At 73.1% G+C, this 21,335-nt stretch carries 21 protein-coding genes and 1 pseudogene; 5 read left to right on the top strand and 17 right to left on the bottom strand.

From position 1 onward, the window contains the following. Positions 1-241: pseudogene (locus ACLBYG_RS24715) on the bottom strand (hypothetical protein); the annotation flags it as partial. 270 nt (positions 242-511) lie between these two features. Here ACLBYG_RS24715 and ACLBYG_RS24710 point away from each other — a divergent pair. From ACLBYG_RS24710 to ACLBYG_RS24695, 4 genes are all read left to right on the top strand, one after another. Beyond that, positions 512-757 carry a ferredoxin gene (locus ACLBYG_RS24710; RefSeq protein WP_020095273.1) on the top strand — a complete coding sequence of 82 codons (246 nt, stop codon included), beginning with the start codon at positions 512-514 and terminating at the stop codon, positions 755-757. After that, on the top strand, positions 757-2,028 hold the full coding sequence (locus ACLBYG_RS24705) for an NAD(P)/FAD-dependent oxidoreductase (RefSeq protein ID WP_447683215.1): 1,272 nt from the start codon (positions 757-759) through the stop codon (positions 2,026-2,028). The genes ACLBYG_RS24710 and ACLBYG_RS24705 overlap by 1 nt, the downstream gene beginning before the upstream one ends. A 105-nt stretch (positions 2,029-2,133) precedes the next feature. Then, positions 2,134-3,387: a cytochrome P450 gene (locus ACLBYG_RS24700; RefSeq protein WP_447683214.1), complete on the top strand. Its 1,254-nt coding sequence runs from the start codon at positions 2,134-2,136 to the stop codon at positions 3,385-3,387. Positions 3,388-3,537: 150 nt separating this feature from the next. Continuing rightward, positions 3,538-4,626, top strand: coding sequence for a phytanoyl-CoA dioxygenase family protein (locus ACLBYG_RS24695; protein ID WP_447683213.1), 1,089 nt, complete (start codon positions 3,538-3,540; stop codon positions 4,624-4,626). 37 nt (positions 4,627-4,663) lie between these two features. On the opposite strand, the gene ACLBYG_RS24690 is transcribed toward ACLBYG_RS24695, so the two are convergent. The 5 genes from ACLBYG_RS24690 to bchO form a co-directional block, all read right to left on the bottom strand. Next, on the bottom strand, positions 4,664-6,403 hold the full coding sequence (locus ACLBYG_RS24690; protein ID WP_447683212.1) for a methyl-accepting chemotaxis protein: 1,740 nt from the start codon (positions 6,401-6,403) through the stop codon (positions 4,664-4,666). 217 nt (positions 6,404-6,620) lie between these two features. After that, positions 6,621-7,232: a DUF1989 domain-containing protein gene (locus ACLBYG_RS24685; RefSeq protein ID WP_447683211.1), complete on the bottom strand. Its 612-nt coding sequence runs from the start codon at positions 7,230-7,232 to the stop codon at positions 6,621-6,623. 41 nt (positions 7,233-7,273) lie between these two features. Continuing rightward, complete coding sequence (gntA, locus tag ACLBYG_RS24680; RefSeq protein WP_447683210.1) at positions 7,274-8,026, bottom strand: guanitoxin biosynthesis heme-dependent pre-guanitoxin N-hydroxylase GntA; 753 nt, start codon at positions 8,024-8,026, stop codon at positions 7,274-7,276. Between the two features lie 295 nt (positions 8,027-8,321). After that, positions 8,322-9,107 carry a gamma-glutamyl-gamma-aminobutyrate hydrolase family protein gene (locus ACLBYG_RS24675; RefSeq protein ID WP_447683209.1) on the bottom strand — a complete coding sequence of 262 codons (786 nt, stop codon included), beginning with the start codon at positions 9,105-9,107 and terminating at the stop codon, positions 8,322-8,324. A gap of 83 nt (positions 9,108-9,190) precedes the next feature. After that, entirely contained in the window at positions 9,191-10,099 is a 909-nt protein-coding gene (gene bchO / locus ACLBYG_RS24670; RefSeq protein ID WP_447683208.1) for an alpha/beta fold hydrolase BchO, read from the bottom strand. A 210-nt stretch (positions 10,100-10,309) separates the two neighbouring features. Here bchO and ACLBYG_RS24665 point away from each other — a divergent pair, with 210 nt between their 5' ends. Further along, positions 10,310-10,456 carry a hypothetical protein gene (locus ACLBYG_RS24665; protein WP_020095264.1) on the top strand — a complete coding sequence of 49 codons (147 nt, stop codon included), beginning with the start codon at positions 10,310-10,312 and terminating at the stop codon, positions 10,454-10,456. Positions 10,457-10,486: 30 nt separating this feature from the next. Here ACLBYG_RS24665 and ACLBYG_RS24660 read toward each other — a convergent pair whose 3' ends face one another. The 11 genes from ACLBYG_RS24660 to bchM all read right to left on the bottom strand — a co-directional run bounded on the left by ACLBYG_RS24660 (position 10,487) and on the right by bchM (position 21,326). After that, entirely contained in the window at positions 10,487-12,175 is a 1,689-nt protein-coding gene (locus ACLBYG_RS24660) for a magnesium chelatase subunit D (RefSeq protein WP_447683207.1), read from the bottom strand. Between the two features lie 318 nt (positions 12,176-12,493). Continuing rightward, positions 12,494-13,510: a magnesium chelatase ATPase subunit I gene (gene bchI, locus ACLBYG_RS24655; RefSeq protein WP_447683206.1), complete on the bottom strand. Its 1,017-nt coding sequence runs from the start codon at positions 13,508-13,510 to the stop codon at positions 12,494-12,496. 184 nt (positions 13,511-13,694) lie between these two features. After that, positions 13,695-14,912, bottom strand: a complete 1,218-nt coding sequence (hemA, locus tag ACLBYG_RS24650; RefSeq protein ID WP_447683205.1) for a 5-aminolevulinate synthase — start codon at positions 14,910-14,912, stop codon at positions 13,695-13,697. 112 nt (positions 14,913-15,024) lie between these two features. Continuing rightward, a complete protein-coding gene (puhE, locus tag ACLBYG_RS24645) occupies positions 15,025-15,819 on the bottom strand; it encodes a putative photosynthetic complex assembly protein PuhE (RefSeq protein ID WP_056524002.1) in 795 nt (264 codons plus the stop codon). A gap of 1 nt (position 15,820) precedes the next feature. Then, positions 15,821-16,909 (bottom strand): magnesium-protoporphyrin IX monomethyl ester (oxidative) cyclase, encoded by a 1,089-nt coding sequence (gene acsF, locus ACLBYG_RS24640; protein WP_020095259.1) that lies wholly within the window; start codon positions 16,907-16,909, stop codon positions 15,821-15,823. Beyond that, on the bottom strand, positions 16,906-17,202 hold the full coding sequence (locus ACLBYG_RS24635) for a hypothetical protein (RefSeq protein WP_020095258.1): 297 nt from the start codon (positions 17,200-17,202) through the stop codon (positions 16,906-16,908). Before ACLBYG_RS24635 ends, acsF begins: the two co-directional genes overlap by 4 nt. Beyond that, the gene (puhC, locus tag ACLBYG_RS24630; RefSeq protein WP_091682490.1) at positions 17,202-17,696 is read right to left on the bottom strand and encodes a photosynthetic complex assembly protein PuhC; all 495 of its coding nucleotides are present in this window, start codon (positions 17,694-17,696) and stop codon (positions 17,202-17,204) included. Before puhC ends, ACLBYG_RS24635 begins: the two co-directional genes overlap by 1 nt. 11 nt (positions 17,697-17,707) lie before the next feature. Beyond that, a complete protein-coding gene (gene puhB, locus ACLBYG_RS24625; RefSeq protein ID WP_020095256.1) occupies positions 17,708-18,358 on the bottom strand; it encodes a photosynthetic complex putative assembly protein PuhB in 651 nt (216 codons plus the stop codon). Beyond that, positions 18,355-19,134, bottom strand: a complete 780-nt coding sequence (gene puhA / locus ACLBYG_RS24620; RefSeq protein WP_020095255.1) for a photosynthetic reaction center subunit H — start codon at positions 19,132-19,134, stop codon at positions 18,355-18,357. Before puhA ends, puhB begins: the two co-directional genes overlap by 4 nt. Positions 19,135-19,152: 18 nt before the next feature. Continuing rightward, positions 19,153-20,580, bottom strand: a complete 1,428-nt coding sequence (locus tag ACLBYG_RS24615) for a BCD family MFS transporter (protein ID WP_020095254.1) — start codon at positions 20,578-20,580, stop codon at positions 19,153-19,155. Continuing rightward, positions 20,577-21,326, bottom strand: coding sequence for a magnesium protoporphyrin IX methyltransferase (gene bchM / locus ACLBYG_RS24610; RefSeq protein ID WP_447683204.1), 750 nt, complete (start codon positions 21,324-21,326; stop codon positions 20,577-20,579). Before bchM ends, ACLBYG_RS24615 begins: the two co-directional genes overlap by 4 nt. Positions 21,327-21,335: the final 9 nt, after the last annotated feature.

Below are 21,335 nucleotides of genomic sequence, written 5' to 3'. Positions count from 1 at the left end.
CCACGGCCTTCCGCCGGGCGGTGGCCGGCCGGGTCTCGGTCGCGGCGGCGGGGGTCGCGGTGGGGGCCGACGCGGACGGCGCCGGTGCGGCGGCCTTCGTGTCCGCGGCCGGCGCCTTCGGGGACCCGGCCTTGTGGGCCGGCGGATCCGTCCATGTCGTGGCGACGGATTCGGCGGAGGCGCCGCCGATCCCGAGGACCAGCATGAGGGCGGCGAGGCTCGTTCGCGCACCGTGCGGCATGGCGCCCTCCTGTCATCGCGGGGTTTCGGACAGATCCGCGGAGCAGCGCGACAATAGATCGAACCGCTGCGCAGGGGAATCGCGTCGCTGCATTTCCACCGGGATCGCCGAAACACGTTTAATACGGATGACGCTCGGCGCCGGACGCGGCCGAGCCGTCCGACGACCGGTCGCGGGGGACGGCGCGCGCCGTGCCCCGCGCCGTCCCCCGCGACGTGCCCCGCGACGAGAGCCCGCGGAACCCGCGGCGCCGCGCGCGGTTGCCCCGCCATGTCCGCCCCTGCCGATGCGTCCTCCGGCCCCCCGCCCGGCCTGCGGGTGAGCGTCGATCTCAACCTGTGCCAGGCCTATGCCCAGTGCTGCTACGCGGCGCCGCGGCACTTCCGCATCGAGGGGCACGAGGCCCTGTTCTACGATCCCGCCCCCGCCGCGCGGGACCGGGACGACATCGAGCGGGCACGCGTCGCCTGCCCGGTCCAGGCGATCCGGGTCGAGGATCCGGAGCGGGGCGCCTGATGGCGCGCGATTCCGAGCGCGTCCTGATCGTCGGCGCCGGCCTCGCGGCCCTGCGCGGGGCCGAGGCCCTGCGCGAAGCGGGTTTCTCCGGCCCGCTGACGATCGTCGGCGACGAGCCGCACCGGCCCTACGACCGGCCGCCGCTTTCGAAGCACGTCCTCACCGGCGCGATCCCCGCGGAGGCCACGACCCTGCCGGGGGTCGGCGCCCTCGCGGCGGAGTGGCAGCTCGGCAGCGCGGCGCGGCGCCTCGACCGGCAGGCGCGCACGGTCGGCCTCGCGGACGGGCGGATCCTCCCCTACGACCGCCTGCTCATCGCCACCGGCACCCGCGCCCGGCCCTGGGCGAACCCGCACGAGGGCCGCCTCGCCGGCGTCTTCACCCTGCGCGGGCGGGAGGACGCCGCCGCCCTGCGGCGGGCGCTGGCCGCCGGCCCCAACCACGTGCTGGTGATCGGCGCCGGCTTCATCGGCTGCGAGGTCGCGAGCCTGTGCCGGCAGCTCGACCTGCCGGTCACCCTGGTCGAGCCCGGCCCGACGCCGCTGGCCCGCATCCTCGGCAGCACCGTCGGGGCGTTCATCGGCGCGATCCACGAGGGCCACGGGGTCGCGCTGCGCTGCGGCCGCGAGGTCGAGTGGCTGGAGGGTCGGGACGGCCGGCTGGTGCGCGCCCACTTGGTCGACGGCAGCAGCCTCGCGGCCGACGTCGCCGTCATCGCCCTGGGGGCCGTGCGCAACACCGAGTGGCTCGACGGGTCCGGCCTGTCGGCGGATCCGGGCGGGGTCGATTGCGACGCGCGCGGCCACGTCCTCGATACCGAGGGCCGACCCGACCCGCGCATCGCCGCCGCCGGCGACGTGGCCCGCTTTCCCCACCCCCTCTACGACGGCCGGCGCGTCGCCCTGGAGCACTGGAGCCACGCGGCGGCGCAGGGCGTCCATGCCGGCCGGCTCCTCGCCGGCGCGGAGCCTGAAGTCCCTTACGGCGCCCTGCCGACCTTCTGGTCGACGCAGGGCGACCTCGTGGTGAAATCCGTCGGCCTGACCGAGGGCGCCGACGCGGTGGCGATCACGCAGGGCGATCCGGCGGCCGGCCGCTTCGTCGCCACCTACGGCCGCGATGGGCGCTGCATCGCGGCGGTCGCGGTGGATTCCGCCCGCTGGCTGCCGGCCCATGCCGAGCTCGTGGAGGCTCGCGCGCCGTTCCCGCCCGAGGACGCCGCGACCGACCGGCCGAAGCGCGTCACGGTCCACGAGCCGGGCTTTCCGTAACGCGTCGGGAAACGGAACCGGCCCATCGGGCGAAGCCTTTGTCGTTGCAGCATCTTTCCCGAGGGCCGGTGGCCGCCATCCGGGTCGATGCGTGAAGGAGACCGCATGCCCGACGCCACCCTCCTCGACCAGGTCAAGGACTTCGCCAACCGGCCGAACCCCTACCCGGTCTACGCGAAGCTGCGGGAGAATCCCGTCTCGCGCCAGGACGACGGCACCGAGGCGGGCACCTGGGTGGCGGCGACCCACGGCACCATCGCGCGCCTGCTGCAGGACCCGCGGGTCAGCTCCGAGACCCTGCCCCCGGCCGACCGGCCGCGCACCGGCAACCTCCTCACCGACCTGATCGTCAAGCCGCTCAAGGACTGGATGATGGACCGGCACCGGGTCTTCATCTTCCGCGATCCGCCGGACCACGACGCCCTGCGCTCGGCGGTGATGCACCAGTTCTCCCGCGAGCGCGTCCAGGCGATGCGCGCCCGCTCCGAGCGGCTGGTGGCCGACCTGCTCAACGAGAAGTGCGGAGCCCGGGAGATCGACGCGGTCGACGACCTCGCCTACCCGCTGCCCGTGACGGTGATCTGCGAGCTGTTCGGCGTGCCCCGGGAGGACGAGCCGAAATTCCACGGCTGGGCGACGCAGCTCGCCACCGCGCTGGAGCCCGACAGCCTGTCCGACCCCGAGATCCGCGCCGCGAACAGCCGGACCTTCGACGCGATCGGCGGCTACATGGGCGACCTGATCAGGGAGAAGCGCAGGCACCCGCAGGACGACATGCTGTCGGGCCTCGCCAACCACGCCACCCAGGCCGGCGTGAAGATGGGCGACTACGACCTGATCGCCACCTCGATCCTGATGCTGGTCGCCGGGCACGAGACCACCGTGAACCTGATCACCAACGGCCTGCTGACCCTGCTGCGGCATCCGGACGAGCTGGAGCGCCTGCGTCAGGACCCGCTCCGGGCCCCGCGGCTGATCGAGGAACTGCTCCGCTACGAGCCGCCGGTGCAGTTCCGGACGCGACGGACGCTGTCGCCCATCGACATCGCCGGGGTCACGATCCCCGAGGGGGCCGATCTCGTGCTGCTGCTGGCTTCCGGCAACCGCGACGCGGCCGTCTTCCCCGACCCCGACCGGTTCGACCCGGACCGCACCGGGATCCGCCATCTCGGCTTCGGCGGCGGCCTGCACTACTGCGTGGGCGCGCCGCTGGCCCGGTTCGAGGCCGAGGCGGCGCTCACCGCCCTCGCCCGCCGGCTGAAGGCGCCGCGCCTGGTCGAGGACCCGCCACCCTACCGGCCGGGCGCCGCCCTGCGCGGCCCGGAGCACCTGCGGGTGGCGATCGACGGGATCGCCTGAGCCGCGGGCGGACCGGACGGCCAACCCGAGCATCGATGCGACCGCCGACGCGACGAAGACGAAAGTCCGTCGCCGTAAAGTTGTTTGCCTCGCTAAAGTCGCGATCGTCCGGCCTGGTTACGCTGGAGACGGAACCGGCGGGTTGAGACGATGGCTCAGGGGTTTGCGCGCGCTGCATCGCTGGCGCGCACGGTGGGGACCACGGTGCGCAACCTCGCCCTCGGGCGCGACGACGTCCCGCCCCTCGCGCCCCACCTGCCGCCCGCGCCGTCCCACACGGTCGACGCCGACATCCCGGTCGATATCGGCTGCATCAAGGTCTTCCGGGCCGAGAGCTTCCCGGAATCCGGGCCGAGCCCCTGGCTCGACCAGCCCGACGCCCTCGACATCGTCGCGCGCCGCGTCGCGCGCCGGGAGATCACGCCCCGGCAGGCCGAGATCTGCCGGTCCTGGGTGGAGCACGGCTACTACGTCCTGCGCGGCGCGATCGATCCCGACACGATCGACGAGGTCTGGGCCGCCTACGAGGCCGCGATCGCCGGCGGCGACCTGACCCTCGCCCCCGAGAAGGCGGCGCCGGACGATCCCCATCCGGGCCGCTACCTCAACCCGCACCTGAAGGTCGAGGCGATCGACCGGCTGCTGAAGCACCCCGTGCTGATGAACTTCAGCAGCATGGTGCTGGGCCGCCCCGCGATCCCGTTCCAGACCATCGCGTCCCACAAGGGCAGCCAGCAATCCGAGCACTCGGACTCGATCCACATGACGACCTACCCGCTCGGCTACCTGGCCGCCTGCTGGGTCGCCATGGAGGACATCCACGCGGATGCGGGGCCTCTGGTCTACTATCCCGGCACCCACCGCCTGCCGTACCTGTTCAGCCACGACGTCGGCATCACCACGGACGAGTTCCGCGAGCGCGGCTACGGTGCCTATTCCGAGCGCTACGAACCGGCGATCAAGCAGGAGATCCGGGAGCACGGGGCGACGCCGGCCTACTTCACGGCGCGCAAGGGCGACGTGCTGTTCTGGCACGCGAACCTGCTGCACGGCGGTTCCGCGCGGGCCGACATGCAGCGCTCCCGCAAGGCCCTGGTGCACCACTACTTCGCGGAAGGCTGCATCTGCTACCACGACCTCTCGGCGACGACGTCGGCGGTGCACGGCCCCGTCGAGAGCCTGCCGACCTGCGGCGCGTCGAGCCCCGACATCGCGATGCGCGAGCGGATCAGCCTGTAAGGGTGCGGGGTCGCCGGGCGGTCCGGCGACCCCGCCCTCAGGCGGCCTTCACGGCGGCCAGGAAGGTCGTGACCTCCTGGCCGAGGCTCGTCGAGTAGCGGGCCAGCTCCTGCGCGGCGCTGAGCACTTGGTCGGAGGCCGCGCCGGTCTCGCGGGCCGCCTGCCGGACGTCGGCGATGTCGGTGCTCACCGCCTGGGTGCCCTGCGCCGCCTGGGTGACGTTGCGGACGATCTCGCTCGTCGCCGCGCCCTGCTCCTCCATGGCGGCGGCCACGCTGAGCGCCACCGTGCGCATCTCGTCGATCGTGCCGCCGATCGTCCGCATCGACTCGACCGCCTGGCGGGTCTCGTTCTGGATGGCGGCGATCTGCGTCGCGATGGTCTCGGTCGCCCGGGCCGTCTGCGAGGCCAGCGCCTTCACCTCGCCCGCCACCACGGCGAAGCCCTTGCCGGCCTCGCCGGCGCGCGCGGCCTCGATGGTGGCGTTGAGGGCCAGCAGGTTGGTCTGCCCGGCGATCCCGGCGATCAGGCCCATCACCTCGCTGATCTGGTCCGTGCCGCGGGCGAGCACCTGCATCAGGGCGTTGGTCTGGGCCACGTCCGTGCCGGCCCGGTCGGCCATCGCGGAGGACTGGGCGACGCGGGACGCGATCTCGTTGATCGAGGCCGCCATCTCCTCGCTCGCCGCCGCCACGGTCTGCACGTTGCTGGAGGTCTGCTCGGAGGTCGCGGCGACGCGCACCGACTGGTCGGTGGTCCGCGCGGCGGTGCGTGTCATCTCCCGGGCCGTGGCCTCCATCTCGACCGCGGCCGCCGACAGGCCCTGCGTCAGCGCGCTGACCTGCGCGTCGAACCGGGCGGTGACCGTGTCGAGCATCTGGGCGCGGCGCATCTTCGCGTCGCTCTCCGCCACGGCGGCCGCGTCGGCGTCGCGCTTGGCGATCAGGGCGTCCTTGAACACCTGGACGGCGCGCGCCATGGCGCCGACCTCGTCGCCGCGGCGCTGGTCGGCGACCGTCACCGCGAGGTCGCCGTCCGCGAGGCCGCGCATCGCCGCGGTCAGCCGGGTGATCGGGCGGGACAGGCTGTTGCCCACGAGCAGGAGCAGCGCCAGGATCGGCAGGGCGAGGCCGGCGGACCAGAGGCCGATGGTGACGGCGCGGTCGCGCACGGCCGCGTGGACGTCGTCCCGGTACAGGCCGGTGGCGACGATCCAGCCCCACGGCTTGAACATCTGCACGCTCGCGACCTTCTCCACCGGCACGGCCCCGCCGGGGCGCGGCTTCATGTAGTCGACGAAGCCGGAGCCGTCGCGCTTGGCGGTCTCGACCATCTCGGCGAAGTAGCGCTTGCCACCGGGGACGTCGGTCTGGTCCACCACCTGCTTGCCGACGTTCTTGGCGTTGAAGGCGTTGGCGATCAGGTAGCCCCGGTCGTCGAGGACGAAGAAGTAGTCCTCGCTGCCGAAGCGCAGGGCGGTGATCGCCGCGAGCGCGGCCTTCTGCGCGTCGGCGACGGGCATCTGGCCTGTCCGGGCCTGCGCCTCGTAGTGGACGAGCAGGCTCTGCGCGACCTCGGTCAGGCGCTTGGTCATCAGCGCGCGGTCCTCGAGCGCCGAGCCGCGCATGTCGAGGAAGCTCAGGGCGCTGAGGGCGCCGATGGCCAGGAGCACCAGGGCCATCACGGCCGCGAGCTTGTGGCGAAGCCGGAGATCGGCGAGGCGCTGCCACGGCGCGGCACGGTCGGCGGGCGGGCGGCTGGTCTGCGTGGGGGTCATCCGAGCACCGGAAGAGGGGCCTGCGGCCGGCGGGGACTCGCCGTGGGCGCCGTACGGGCTCAACCTCGTGCATTCGGGTTAGTAAATCGCAAAGACCTGCGGCCGTTCGCCGGCAGTCAGTGGGCGAATATCGATGTCAAGTCATCGAATGCGGTACAGTCTACAGCTTTACATGGATCAATATCCGGATCGGGCCGGGGCCTTTGAGGGCCCGCAGCTAGGCGCTCACGCTGTAGTGGATCGGCTTGAAGCTGCCGTTGTTCGACTGCAGGGCCGAGCAGGCGGTGAGCCCGATGATCAGGTCGGTCTCGGCCACGAACACGATCCGGTCCCCCGCCCGGCTGAGGGGCGGCGCCACGGTGAGCGCCCCGGTCGCGCCGTCGACCGGCACGTTCATGAAGCAGTTGAACGCCACCGGGATCGCGTCCGGCGCGATGCCGTAGGGTGCGAGCGCCGCCGCGAGGTTGCCGAAGCAGCCGCGATGCGGGTTCGCGTCGCCGTAGATGATGCGGAACGTGTCGGCCGAGCACGGCGTCAGCAGAAAATCGTGCCGGCCGACCGTATCCTCGAGGATCCGCAGCAGGATCTTCGAGCGGTTCGAGTAGAGCGGGTCGCCGGTGGTGAGGTAGATCCGGCTGGCGTAGTCGAGGGTCCGGCCCGACGAGATCACCTCTCCCGTATCGTGGCGGTTGAAGGCGAGGAGGTCGGCCACCTGCTCCCCGCACGGGTCGATCACCGTGAGGCGCTGGCCCCGGTCGAGGGTGAAGGCGACGCCGGAGCGCGGCGCGATCGTCTGCACGTCGGCCTGGCACAGGGTGGGTTGGCACATGGGGGTGGCTCGCTCCGTACTGGGGACCGGATCCGACCGGCTCAGGCGCCGCTGCCCGGCAGCCCGCAATCGAAGGGCAGGGCCGGCGGGCTCCAGTCCCGGGCCTCCGGGACCGGTGCCGGCCGGCCCTTCATCGGGCAGCGCCAGTCCGCGTCGACCGCGCGGCCGCTGTACTGGCGCGCCTCCGAGGCCTCGCCGTGGCGCGCCAGCATCGGGTTCACGCTGCCGGCGAGGGCCTCGTCGCGCTCCAGGATCGCGGCGCGCAGCTTCTCGTAGCGTCCCTCCGCCCGCAACCGCTCGAACTGCGCGTGCAGGTTGAAGACCAGGACCGGCGACGAGAAGCGCCGCGCCGGCCGGCTCGCCTGCGGGTGCAGCCCGACGACGAAGAACGCCTCGCCGCCGAAGCTCAGGGAGAAGTGGGGGTTGTCGGGATCCTCGGCCACGCGGGCATCGTGGGGCTGGCCGAGCCAGGCGTCCTTGTCGGTCAGGGATTGCGCGCGCGCCCAGAGGTTGTGCTCGAATGCCTCCTCCGAGAGGTCGCCCGGCCCCTCGAACACGACCGCGAAGCTCTGGAACAGGTCGGGCTGCGCCCGGTACTGCGCCACGAAGGCGAGCAGCGCCGGGTAGATCCGCATGTCGTCCCAGCCCGAGGTGATGTCCCGGGCCACCACGATCCGCATCCGCCCGCGGGACAGGGCCGACTTGGCGCCCACGCAGGGGAAGGGCGGGTTCCGGATGAAGTCGCGGAAGGCCTCGGCACGGGGGTGCTCTCGGTCGTCGCGGGGGAGATGCATGCAGGGCCTGCCCGGTCTCTGCGCGGCCGGCCTCCACGCGAGGCGGCCGCTGTTCGGGACTCCGGGAACACCACCGGGAGGCCACTGTTCCGTCCTGCGACAGGTCGTCCGGGGGATAAGGTGAATCCGGTCGCGTGTGACCAAGATCTGTGCGGGTGGACGGCCAATATTCCGTGGATCAGCGCCAGCGAATAAACATAGGTTAAGGCCGGAAAGACTCCCTGTGCCGGCGGTGTGCCGGCGCTGTGCTGCCGCGCGCGGCCTCTGCACTGGGCCGTCCCAGCGCGCGAGCGGCTCATCCCCGGCCGGCCCGCCGCGCCCGGTGCCGCGCCGCCGCGGCGGCCCCGAAGGCCTCGAACAGGGTGCGGTTGATCGGGTTGGTCGCCGGATCGTGCTCGGCGTGCCACTGGACGCCCAGCGCGAAGCCCGTCGCGTCGCGGACGCGGATCGCCTCGACCGTGTCATCCTCGGCGAGGCCCTCGATCACGATCCGGCCGCCCGGCTCCAGGATGCCCTGGCCGTGCAGGGAGTTCACCCGGATCGTCTCGCGCTCCAGGAGGCGGGCGAAGGCGCCCCCGGGCGTCAGCCGGACCTCGTGACGGTCGGCGAAGATCAATTCCAGGTCCGGGTGGATCTCGCCGTTCGCGAGGCGCGGCATGCGGTGGTTGAGCCGGCCCGGCAGATTGCGGATCTCCGGGTGCAGGCTGCCCCCGAAGGCGACGTTCATCTCCTGGAAGCCGCGGCAGATGCCGAACAGCGGCACGCCCCCCGCCACGCAGGCCTCGATCAGGGGCAGCGCCACGGCGTCGCGATCCTCGTCGTAGGGCTCGTGCGCCGCGCAGGGCTCGGTGTTGAAGCGCGCCGGATGGACGTTGGCGCGGCCTCCCGTGAGCAGGACGCCGTCCACGGTGTCGAGGAGGTCCCCGAGGTCGGTGATCGTCGGGACGGCGGCGAACATCAGCGGCAGGGCGCCGGCCACCGCGGCGACCGCCCGCATGTTGTTCTCGCCGACGATCTGCGCCGGGAAGCGGCTGTCGATCAGGCGCGCGTTGCCGATGACGCCGATCACGGGTCTCGCCATCGTTCCGGCCGCTCCTCGATCCTGCCCTGCCCGCCGCGGCAGGCTCTACGACCCACGCAAGGCCGGCGCCAGTCCCGTCCGGCTCACGGCGGCGACAGAACGCCCGCGTCCGAAGCCTCGGCGCGGAGCACCTCGGCCACGCGCTCCGGCGCCTCCTCGTGGGCGAGGTGGCCCAGCCCCCGGATCAGGCGAACGCGGGCGTCGGGCATGCGGTCGCGCAGGGCGAAGGCGGTGTCCGGCAGGATGGCCTTGTCGTCGCCGCCGACGATCAGCAGGGTCCGGGTGGCGAGGCCGGGCAGCGCCCGGTGCAGCCCGGCGAGATCCCAGTTCGCCATCATGCCCAGCGCCCCGCGGACATGGCCGGCCCGGGCGAAGAGCCGCCGGTAGAGGTCGACCCCCTCCGGGTCGAGGCGCGAGCCGGTCCCCTCGATCAGGCGCTTGGCCGCGGACCGGTCCGCCGTCCAGGCGAAGATCCGGGGAGTGAAGGGGTTGAGGAACAGGAGGCGCGCCATGCTGGGGAACAGCAGGTTCGCCGCCCCCGGCAGCGGCGCGAGAGCGCCGTTGAAGGCCGCCAGCAGCCGGGGCGCGATGGCGCCGTCGAGGCACATCCGCGCGAGGACGGCGGCGCCGGCCGAGTGGCCCGCCGCCAGGACCGGCGGCCGGCCGAGCGCCGCAACGAGGCCCGCCACGGCCCGGGCCATGCCGGGCAGCGACAGGTCGGCGTCGGGCAGCGGGTCCGTGAAGCCGTGGCCCGGCAGGTCCGGGGCGATCACGGAGAAGTCGCGCGCGAGGAGCGGCGCCAGCCCGCGCCACGAATGCGTGGCCGCCCCGGTCCCGTGCAGGAGCAGCAGCGTCGGGGCGTCCGGAGACCCGTATTCCTGGACGTGCCAGCGGAGGCCGGCCGCCTCCACGAAGCGGCTGGCCTCCCGATGGGGCCAGTCCCGGCCCTCCACGGCCCAGTCGGGCCGGTCCGCGTCGAAGCCGCTCAGCATGCGCGCGTATCCTGCACTGCGGCATAGCCGGACGATCCGGGGGCGACGGCGGCGCTATCGTTCATGGCCGGAAGTATTTCGTAACACTGAACAATCCTATGCGGGGGCCGCATGCCACCGGTGAGCGGAGACCGATTGCTGCGCTGCAATAGCAACGGCATATCTCGGGCGAGCAAGAACAAGACGCGTCCACCAACTCCGGAGAAGGTCATGATCCTCTTCACCTCCTCGACCCAGAACATCGCCGCTCCGGTCTCCGGCGGCTGGAGCCTCAAGGCCATCGTCCGCGAGATGCTGAGCTCCTGGCTCGCCCACCACCAGCGCCTCGCCGACAGCGGCATCGGCGGCGACCTCTGACACCCTGTCGCGGGGGGACGGGCGCGGCGCTCAGAGCGCCGCCCGCACCGCCGCGCTGAGCTGACCGGCCTCGGCCCGGGGCAGCTTCAGGTAGCGGGCGCCCATCGCGTCCGCCACCGAACGGGCCTCGTCGCCCCGTGTGCCGGTATCGACCACGAGGGCCGGCAGCCCGGCCGCACGCAGGGCTCGGGCCGCCTGCAGGGCCTCCGCGCCCGCCCGGGCCCGTCCCCCCTCCCCCGACCGCGCGACGTTGGCGCGCCCGTCGGTCAGCAGCACGATCGCCGGCCGGCTGCCGCCGCGGCGCACGCCCAGAGCCACCGCGACCGCGGCGTCGATCCCCGCCGCGAGCGGCGTCCCGCCCCCGCCCGGCAGTCCCGAGAGCCCGCGCTTGGCGCGGGTGAGCGAACGGGTCGGCGGCAGAACGAGATCCGCGCCGGCGCCGCGGAACGCCACCAGCGCCACCCGGTCCCGCCGGACATAGGCCTCCGCCAGCAGCAGCTCGACCGCGCCCTTGGCCTCCGCCAGCCGCTCCAGGGCGGCCGAGCCCGAGGCGTCCACGCAGAACACCGTGGTGGTCTCGGTCCGCTGCTTGAGGATCTGGATCCGCAGATCGTCCCGCCGCACCACGATGCGGCGCGTCTCCCCCTCTACTCTGCGGACGGCCTGCCAGGGCGCCGCCGCCCGCAGGGTGGCGAGCAGGTCGAGCCGTCCCCGCCGCGGGTCGCCCCGCCGGCTGCCCACGGGGCGGCCGGTGCGGGCCGAGGCCGCCTGCCCGACCCGGCCGGCCTTCGCGGCCGGGAGACGCTGCGCGCCCGCCAGAAGCTGGTCGAGGAGGTTCGGCGGGATCGCGGCGCGCACCGCCTCCAGCACGACGTCGTCGGGCGCCTCTGCGGCCGGACCCGACGCCTCCTCCGCGTCGTTCGGCTCGGGCGGCTCCGCCGGCGCCTCCGCGGTCTCGGGGGCGGGCTGCTCCGGTGCGGGCAGGCGCGTCGCCCGCGGCGCCAGGACGAGGCGCCCGGCCGCCACGATCGCCTCCTGGCCGATCGGCCCGTCTCCCGCGAGGGCGCGCGCCACGCGCGCCGCCAGGATCGGGCCGCGCAGCGACGCGATCCCGAAGGCCTCGGCCAGGGCGCAGAGGCGCCCGACCGGGTCGGGCTCCGGCGCGCCCGGGGCGGGTTCCGGCTCGGCCGCCGCGGCGTCCGCGAGGCCGAGCCCGCTCAGGTCCAGCCGGAAGGCGAGGCGATCGGCCAGCGCCTCGGCGACCGTCTCGTCCGCCACGCCCTCGTCGAGGAGGATCAGGCCGAACCGGGCGCCGCGGTCCGAGACCGTGCCGGTGTCGAGGGCGGCGGCGAGCCGCGACGCGGTGCCCGGCGGCAGACGCTCGGCCATGGGGACGACGACGATCCCGCCATCGGCCTCCGCCAGCAGGCCGGCCCGCGCGACGGGGCGGCCCGCCGCCAGGGTCGCGGCGAGATCCAGGCCGCCGAGCAGGCCGTCGTCGCCGATGCCGGGCGGCAGGCGCCGCCAGGGCGTTCCCGGGGGCAGCGCCGCCCGCACGCTGTCGAGCCAGCGCTCGCGCACGGGCCCGGCGGGGGCCCGCAGCACCGCGCCGCCGAGCCCGTGCGGGTCCGCGGCGAGAAGCCGGGCGGCCAGGCGGGCATCGGCCCAGGCGCAGGCCGGTGTCCCGCCCTGCTCTGCGGGACGGCGATGTTCAGGCATCGGCTCGAGCGGGGCGCGACAGGGCCCCGCTCCCGAGCGGGTGCCGAGGGTCAGACACGTCCATCGGACCGCGACGCGGGCGACGGAGCGCGACCGGCCCCCTCTCCCGGGCGGGAGAGGGTCGGGGTGCGGGATGCGGAGGTCCAGTCCAGAGCGCGCCCGCGCGACGCGTTCGGGCCGCGCCTCGTCCGGCCGGTCCCCGTCCCCCACCCTGTCCCGCGCCCGCACGGGAGAGGAGCCCCGCGCTCCGCTCCGCGCCGATTCGGCCGGAGCCGCGCGATGAACGCCCTCGCGGTCGGGGCGCGCGCAGCGGCGCCGTCACGCGAAGACCTCCGCCAGCGCCCGCTCCACCCGGGCGGTGGATCCGGATTCGTCGAGCGGGTTGCGCCGCAGCCGGTGGCGCAGGGCGGCCGGGGCGATGCGCCGGAGGTGATCGTCGGTGACCATCGCGGCGCCGTCGAGCGCCGCGAGCGCCCGGGCCGTGCGCATCAGGGTCAGTTCCCCGCGCAAGCCATCCGTCCCGAGGGCGAGGCAGAGCCGCGCCGCGCGCTCCAGGGCGGCATCCGGCACGGTGACCGATGGCAGGCGCTCCCGTGCCAGCAGGATTCTTTTTTGAATCTTTCGCTCTTCGCCTTCACGGGCAGCACAGAACCCCTCCGGGTCGCGCTCGTAGGCGTCGCGGGCGCGCACCACCGCGATGCGGGTGGGGATGTCCCTCGGCGTCGCGACCTCGCAGGCCAGCCCGAACCGGTCGAGGAGCTGCGGCCGCAGCTCCCCCTCCTCCGGGTTGCCGGAGCCGACGAGGACGAACCGCGCCGGGTGGCGGAGCGACAGGCCCTCGCGCTCGACCGTGTTGACGCCGGAGGCCGCCACGTCGAGCAGGAGGTCCACGAGGTGGTCCTCGAGGAGGTTGACCTCGTCGATGTAGAGGAAGCCGCGGTTGGCCCGGGCCAGCAGCCCCGGCTCGAAGGCCTTCACGCCGGCGCCGAGCGCTTGCTCCAGGTCGAGGGTGCCGACCACCCGGTCCTCGGTGGCGCCCAGCGGCAGGTCCACCACCGGCACCGGCTTTTTCTCGGACTTTCTCCGCGCGCCCGGCAGGCTCGCGCAGTGCGGACAGGATTCTGCGGGACTTTCGGGATCGCAATTGTACGGGCAGCCGACCACCGCCCGCATCGGCGGCAGCAGGGCGGCCAGCGCCCGGATCGCCGTGGACTTGCCTGTGCCGCGGTCGCCGAAGACCAGCACGCCGCCGACCGCCGGGTCCACCGCCGCGGTCAGCAGCGCCTGGCGCATCTCGTCCTGGCCGACGATGGCCGAGAAGGGGAAGGTGGGCACGCGATGACTCGATGCTGCGGGGGCATCCAACCCAACCCCCTCATCCTGAGGTGCCGCAGCGCAGCGGAGGCCTCGAAGGAGGTCTCCAGAAGACGTGCGATGGCTGGAGGCCTCCTTCGAGGCCCGCTGACGCGGGCACCTCAGGATGAGGGCGAAGGTGGGAGAAGGGAACCCCCGCCCGCGCTTACTCCGCCGCCTTCTGCCGGAGCCCGATCCGGCCCCAGATCGTGGTGAGCGCCTCGACCAGATGGGCGATGTCGGCGTCGGTGTGCAGCGGCGACGGGGTGATCCGCAGGCGCTCGGTGCCGCGGGCGACCGTCGGGTAGTTGATCGGCTGCACGTAGATGCCGAACTCGTCGAGCAGGGTGTCGGAGATCCCCTTGCAGAGCACCGGATCGCAGACCATCACCGGCACGATGTGGCTGTCGTTCGGCATTGTGGGGATGTCGGCGGCCTCCAGCGCCTGCCGGACCTTCGCCACCCGCTCCTGATGCCGGGCCCGCTCGACGCCGCTCGCCTTCAGGTGGCGGATCGACGCCGCCGCGCCCGCCGCGACGGCCGGTGGCAGCGAGGTCGTGAAGATGAAGCCCGACGCGAAGCTGCGCACGAAGTCGCAGAGTTTCTCCGACGCCGTGATGTAGCCGCCGTGCACCGCGAAGGCCTTGCCGAGCGTGCCCTCGATCACGTCCAGCCGGTGGGCGACGCCGTCCCGCTCCGAGATGCCGCCGCCGCGGGCGCCGTAGAGGCCGACCGCGTGGACCTCGTCCAGGTAGGTCAGCGCCCCGTGGGCCTCGGCCACGTCGCAGATCTCGGCGATCGGCGCGATGTCGCCGTCCATCGAGTAGACCGACTCGAAGGCCACCAGCTTCGGCCGGGCGGGATCGACCAGCGCGAGCTTGCGGTTCAGGTCCTCCGGGTCGTTGTGGCGGAAGATGTGGCGCTCGGCCCGCGAGAACCGGATCCCCTCGATCATCGAGGCGTGGTTCTCGGAATCGGAGAAGACCGCGCAGTTCGGCAGGCGCGACGCGAGGGTCCCCAGCGCCGCCCAGTTCGACACGTAGCCGGAGGTGAACAGCAGGGCCGCCTCCTTGCCGTGGAGGTCGGCGAGCTCGCGCTCCAGCAGCACGTGGTAGTGGTTGGTGCCCGAGATGTTGCGGGTGCCGCCGGCGCCCGCGCCGCAGCGGTCGATCGCCTCGTGCATCGCCCCGGTGACGGTCGGGTGCTGGCCCATGCCGAGATAGTCGTTGGAGCACCAGACCGTCACGGGCCGGGTGCCGGCCGCGTGGTGGTGGGTGGCGTGCGGGAAGTTGCCCGCGTGGCGCTCGAGGTCGGTGAAGACCCGGTAGCGGCCCTCGCGGTGGAGCCCGGCGATCTCAGCCCCGAAGAAGGTCTCGTAATCCATGTCGCCTCTCCCCGAACAAATCCTGCGGGTTGATCCCGCCTGTGACACCGGACTTCGCACAAGACCAGTTCCAGATTGGTGGACGTGCGTCGCCCGCTCGTGATCCCTCGGCCTACACGTGGTCCGGCGGCCCGGCCGCTTCCCCGGGCGCCCGGGCCGGCAGGCTCCAGCGCCACAGCTCCGCCGAGGGCAGCGGCAGCATCAGGAACCAGTGCTCCAGGGTGGCGAGCGCGGTCAGCGTCGCCAGGACCGTGAAGCCGATCAGCTCGTGCTCCAGCAGGTCGGCGCCGAGCGCCGCCCGCCCGAGCAGGGCCGCCGCGATGGTCCCGAGGCTCACCGAGACCGGGAACAGCAGGTTCATCGGCTTCCGGGACAGGTAGCAGGCGAGGTAGCCGAGATGGTCCGGCAGGAACTCGGCGTGGAGGTTGCGCACCCCCAGGAACAGGTTGAGCCGCGCCGACAGGTTCATCACCACCAGCGTGCCGTAGGTCCACAGGGCGAAGCGGTTGGGGCTGCCCCAGACCAGCGCCAGGATCGCGAGGCCGCCGACCACGATGGCGAATTCGTGCCACAGGCTGGTGGCGAGCGCGGCGAAGAACCGGTCGAGCCCGCGCACGCTCGGCGCGCAGGCGACGGGCCGCGGGCCCGACAGGAAGCCCATGTAGTAGCTCATCTCCTGCCATCCCCAGACGACGAGCGCCGCCGTGAAGGCCGTGTAGGCCCCCGTGGCGCTCGTGTCGGCGGCGCTGGACCGGATCGCCACCAGGGCGCCGGCGAGCAGGAGGGTCGCCCCGGCCATGCTCCACGGATGCGTCCGCCGCGGGGCGTGATCGAGCAGCAGGATCAGCCCGGTGGAGAACCACCAGAGCAGGACCGCGTACAGGACCGGGGCGGCGTAGGTCCCCATGCTACCAGACCGGCTGGAGGCGGATGTCGGCCGGCAGGGCGTTGGCCTTGACGGGCAGGAGATAGAGTCGCGCGAAGGTCACGGCCGCGCGCGCGGCGTGGAGGCCCTGCAGGGCCTTGCCGACGAGGCCGCCCCGCGCCTTGGCGTCGGCGATCGCCCGGGAACAGGCGAGCAGCCGGTCGAGGCCCGCCTTGAACTTCGGGTTGTCGATATCGAGTTCCAGCGGGAAGGTCTGGCGGGAGATCTCCGAGGTGATCCGGAAGACCTTGAAGTCGTAGTCGCTGGGATCGACGCCGAGCGCCGCGTGGAAGGCCGGTCGGTGATGGTCGCGCACGTACATCGTGGCGAAGACGGCGAGCAGGAAGAACCGGATCCAGTAGCGGTTCACGCCGCTCGTCAGCTTCGGGTTGGCGCGCATCAGCAGCGCGAAGGCCTCGCCGTGGCGGAACTCGTCGTTGCACCACAGCTCGAACCACTTGAAGATCGGGTGGATGCGCCGCTCCGGGTGCCGCTCCAGCTCGCGGAAGATCGTGATGTAGCGGGCGTAGCCGATCTTCTCGGACAGGTAGGTGGCGTAGAAGATGAACTTCGGCCGGAAGAACGTGTACTTCTTGGACTTGGTGAGGAAGCCCAGGTCCACGCCGATGCCGAAATCCTTGAGCGTGTCGTTGATGAAGCCGGCGTGGCGGGCTTCATCCCGGCTCATGAAGCCGAACAGCTCCTTGATGTCCTTGTTCTTCGCGCGCTTGCGCATCTCGGCATAGAGGACGCAGCCGGAGAACTCCGCCGTGATGGACGACACGAGGAAGTCCAGGAACTCCTTCCGAAGCTCCGGCTCCATCTTCGACAGGTCGCAGTCGAACTCCTCGTTGCGGGTGAAGTGGCGCTTGTTCGGGTCCGAGCGCAGCTCGGCGATCAGGATGTCCCAGTCGCGCCGCACCGGCTCGACGTTCGTGCGGTCGAGCTCGTCGAAATCGGTCGTGTAGAAGCGCGGGCTTAGGAAGGTCGTCTCCTGCGCCGAGCGGGTCGATTCATTGATCGGCGTCTTCGGGACGGGCTGGCCGGAGGGCGGCGGGACGGGTGCGTTCACAGCTTCCTCCTCTCGGAAAAGCTGACCTCGTAGAGTTCGGTCAGCTCGAGATGCGCGATGAGCTTGGTCCAGGCCCGCTCCAGCGCGCCGGCCCGCGTCACGGTGGCGGTGCGCCGCACGGTGAGGCGCTCGCCGTAGGGCACCGAGGTCGGCGCGTCGTGGACCTGGACCTCGTCGCCGGGCTCGATCTCGAAGCCGGCATCGAGGGTCACGTGCGCGTGCAGGCTCTCGGGCGTCTGCTCGATCTCCACCGTGCAGGGCACGGTGACGGTGCGGCTGCCGAACAGGCCCATCACCGCGTCTCCGCGGCGGGGGCGCCCGGCGCGGGCATCAGCCGCGCGAAGGCCCCGGCATTGGTCGGCCCGAAGGCCTCCAGGGGCACCCGGCGGCCGGTGGCCTCGTCGGCCAGCGCGAGGCGGCCGTCGTCGTAGCGGGTCAGGCTGAAGGGCTTCTCGGGGCCGAGGCCCTCCCGCTGGCGGGCCTGGGCGAGGCCCCGCAGGGTCCCGCGCAGGAACCCGTCCTCGCCGGGACGGATCCAGGCGACGATGTGCCGGTCGGCGACGTCCCGCAGGGCGATCGAGCCGTCGACCTGATCCTCGGCGCGGAACTCGAGGCGCTCCACCACCTTGGCGGGCGGCAGGGCGACGAGGCCGACCTTCTCGCTCCGGCCGATCAGGACCGCCAGCATGGTGAAGCCCATCAGCGCGCCGGCGCCGATCATCAGCAGCGCCGGTGCCGGTCCCGCGACCGCCATGGCCCGGCCGGCGCCCTCCGCCCGCTCGCCCATCGTGCCTCTCCCTATTCGGCCGCGACGAGGCGGCCGGGATTCTCGTCCGCTCGGCCGAGACGCGCCACCCGAACCGGCGGCGCGGTGCCGTCGGCATGGGCCTCGAGGGCGCGTGCCAGCAGCGCCGCCGCGGCGTCCGCGTCCGGCACCGAGCGCAGCATGGGCTCGGTCCGGGCGAGATGCCAGGGCCGGACATGCGGCCAGATGTGAAGGTAGGCGATCCGGAGGCCCGGCCGCAACCGTAGCGGCAGGTCGCCGCTGCCATCCGTGAAGGCCCGCAGGGCCGCCGTCTCGATCTGCGCGAAGGGCAGGTTGTGGGTCACCGGCAGGGCGATGCCGGCCTGCAGCACGACGCGGCGGTTGGTCACCGTGTAGAGCGTCGTCCGGTGGGTGAGCCAGGCGAGCAGCCAGAGCAGCGCGACGGCGCCGGCGCCGATCACCAGGGTCGGCGCCACCACCTTGATCGCCGCCGCGGGCGAGCCCGCCGCGAGGCCGAAGGCCACGGCGCAGACCGAGAACCACGCGATCACCAAGCGGGCGTGGAACACCCGGACCAGCAGGCCCGCGGTCGTCGGCGCACCCTGCCAGAGGATGCGCTCGCCCGCCGGGAGTGGGCCGGGCAGACCCCGCAGGGTGCCCTCGGGGAGGAAGTCGCCGCTCATATCAGGGGCTCCGCCCGGGCCGGCGTCGCGTAGAGCGTGCCGGCGCCGAAATACGAGATGATCCGCTCCTCCTCCAGGAAGGTCACGCTGTCGGGGTCGCGGGTGCTGGGGATGTCGGCGAACTGGCTCGCGAGCAGAGCCTCGGTCGTCACCGTCTTGGTGAAGCCGCCGGCCCGGCAGAACGTGGTCGGCATCAGCCGGCGCCCGCCCGTCGGGAGCTCGACCTCGTAGTAGCGGATCAGCGACTCGCCGCGGTCGACCCAGACGTCGCTGATCACGCCCGCGACCGCGTTGTCGGTGCCGAACACCGTCATGCCGATCGGGTTCGGGCCGTCCTCGTGGATGACGAAGTTCTTCGCCACCCGCAGGGGCACGATGCGGATCTCGTCGTCCCAGGTCCGGTCGTGCACGTCGTGCCGCAGCACCCAGGAGCCCGGGCCGACGCCGGCCTGGAGCGACGTCTCCGTGCGCTCGTAGGGGGCGCCCGGCCAGGGTTCGACCTTGCGGGCCGGGATCCCGGTCTCGATGTCGTCCCGGCCATGAACCGCCTGCGGCGCGTAGGTCGTCTCGCCGCCCGGCAGATGGAACGCCTTGGACCGGGGGATCAGGATCGGGTCGTCCGCCTTGCGGCGGCCGACCGTCTCGTTCTCCAGCGGGTAGCCCTCGCGCCGGTCCTCCCGGCGCAGCCAGAAGACCAGCCCCGCGAAGAAGAGGAAGAACGCGTAGAGTACAACCTGGGCGACGTCGACGTAACCCGTAAGTGCGCCGGTTGGCATGGCTGTCCTCCCCAAGTCTCAGGCTGTGCGGCCGGCGAGGCCGTCGGTGATGCTGTCTCGAACTCGTATCCGGGCGTCCTCACGCACCAGCGGTCCGAGCGCGAGCAGCGCGGCGAACAGCAGGGCGATCTCGATGTGGTAGACGATGAGGTAGCCGATGGCGGGCTCGTTCATGCCCTCGCCGAGCACCCCCGACTGGGCGATGGCGCCGCCGACGTCGCGCACGAGGCCGCTCGCCGCGATCGAGAGGCCGGCCGCGGTCGCCTGCACGGCGCCCCAGGCACCGAGGGCGAGCCCGGTATCCTCGGGGCCGGCGCGGTTCATCGAGGCCGTGAGCGTGCCGTGGGCGAACAGGCCGCCGCCGAGGCCGATCAGGCTCACGCCCGCGGCGAACAGGTCGGCCGAGGCGAGCGGGGCGGCGAAGACCACCGCCGAGAAGGCCAGGATCCCGATCCCGACGCCCACCGCGGAGACACGGAACGGGTCGCCCCCGCGCCCGAGCCAGCGCGCCGCGACCAGCAGGCCGAGCCCGCCTCCGGCGGCCAGCAGCGCGGTCAGCGCCGTGGTGGCCGCCACCGAGAGGTGCAGGATCTGACCGCCGTAGGGTTCGAGCAGGATGTCCTGCATGGAGAAGCCCGCCGTGCCGAGGCCGATCGCCACGAGGCGTCGCCGGGCGGTGCCCTGCCCCGCATAGGCCTGCCAGGAGGACCGGAAGTCGCGCTGCGGTGCCGTCCGCGTCCGGTTCGGATCGCGGGGCTCCTGCTTCCAGAGGGCGAACCCGTTGAGGATGATCGTGACCAGCGCCGCGCCCTGGATCACCTGGATCAGCCGGACGGGTGAGAAATGGGCGAGGAACAGGCCGAACAGCACCGCGCTCGCCATCATGCCGAACAGGAGCGCCGCGCAGAGCAGCGCCACCACCTTCGGGCGCGCGTGCGCCGGGGCGAGGTCGGTGGCGAGCGCCAGCCCGACGGTCTGGGTCGTGTGCAGGCCGGCGCCGACCAGCAGGAAGGCGAGCGCCGCCGCGAGGTTGCCGACCCAGAGCGGCCCGGTCGTGTCGCCCGACAGGATCAGCAGGGCGAACGGCATGATCGCGAGGCCGCCGAACTGGAGCAGCGTGCCGAACCAGATGTAGGGGACGCGCCGCCAGCCCAGCACCGAGCGGTGGGTGTCCGAGCGGAAGCCGACCAGCGCCCGCAGGGGCGCGAAGACCAGCGGCAGCGCCAGCATCATCGCGACGATCCAGGCCGGAACGCCGAGCTCGACGATCATCACCCGGTTGAGGGTGCCGATCAGCAGCACCGCGGCCATGCCGACGGTGACTTGGAACAGGGCGAGGCGGAGCAGCCGCCCCAGCGGCAGCTCGGCGGTGGCGGCGTCCGCGAAGGGAAGCAGCGCCGGGCCGAGGCGCATCAGGGCCTCGGTGAGCTTGCGGGCGGGGGTCATGGTCGCGCCCCGGGTGTCATTGGCCGACCATCCGCGCGGTGAGGCAGGGTGCGCGTCAGCGCCACCGCGTTCGACAGGTAGAATCCGCTGTTGATCCGGTGCGACCGCGCCCAGGCGAAGCCGTCGAGGGCCCTCTCCGAGGCGATCCGCCGCCGCAGCCCGCCCTCGGTCACCGGCACGATGGCGGGCGAGCGATCGCCGCGCGGGAAGAACTTCCCGGCCGCGTGCATCACCGTCAGGAGCGCCGTGCGCGGCGCTACGGTGAACAGCACCGAGCCGTCCGTGCGCGCGCCCAGCACCGCCAGCGCCCGGGCGATGTCGGCGGCGCGGTAGTGGATCAGCGAATCCATCGCCACGACGTGGTCGAACCGGCCGAGGGCCGGATCGAGCATGTCGCCCACCCGGAAATCGATGCGCCCCGCGCCCGCGATCGCCGGCAGCCGCTCCTGGGCGAGCCCGATCAGCGTCGGCGAGACGTCGATCGCCACCACCTCGGCGCCCCGCCGCGCCGCCTCGACGCTGAGCGCCCCGGTGCCGCAGCCGGCATCGAGCAGGCGTGAGCCCGTCATGTCGGCCGGGAGCCAGGACAGCAGCGTCGCCCGCATGGCGTCGCGCCCGGCCCGCACGGTGCCGCGGATCCGGCTCACCGGGGCGTCCGAGGTCAGGCGCGACCACGCCTCGACCGCGGTGCGGTCGAAGTAGGTGGTCAGCTCGCCCCGGCGGGCGTCGTAGCTGGCGCTGGCCATCGGTCGAAC

Source organism: Methylobacterium sp. D53M (assembly GCF_053345625.1).
Note: the sequence above shows the minus strand (reverse complement) of the source record. Positions and strands in the feature narration are given on the sequence as shown.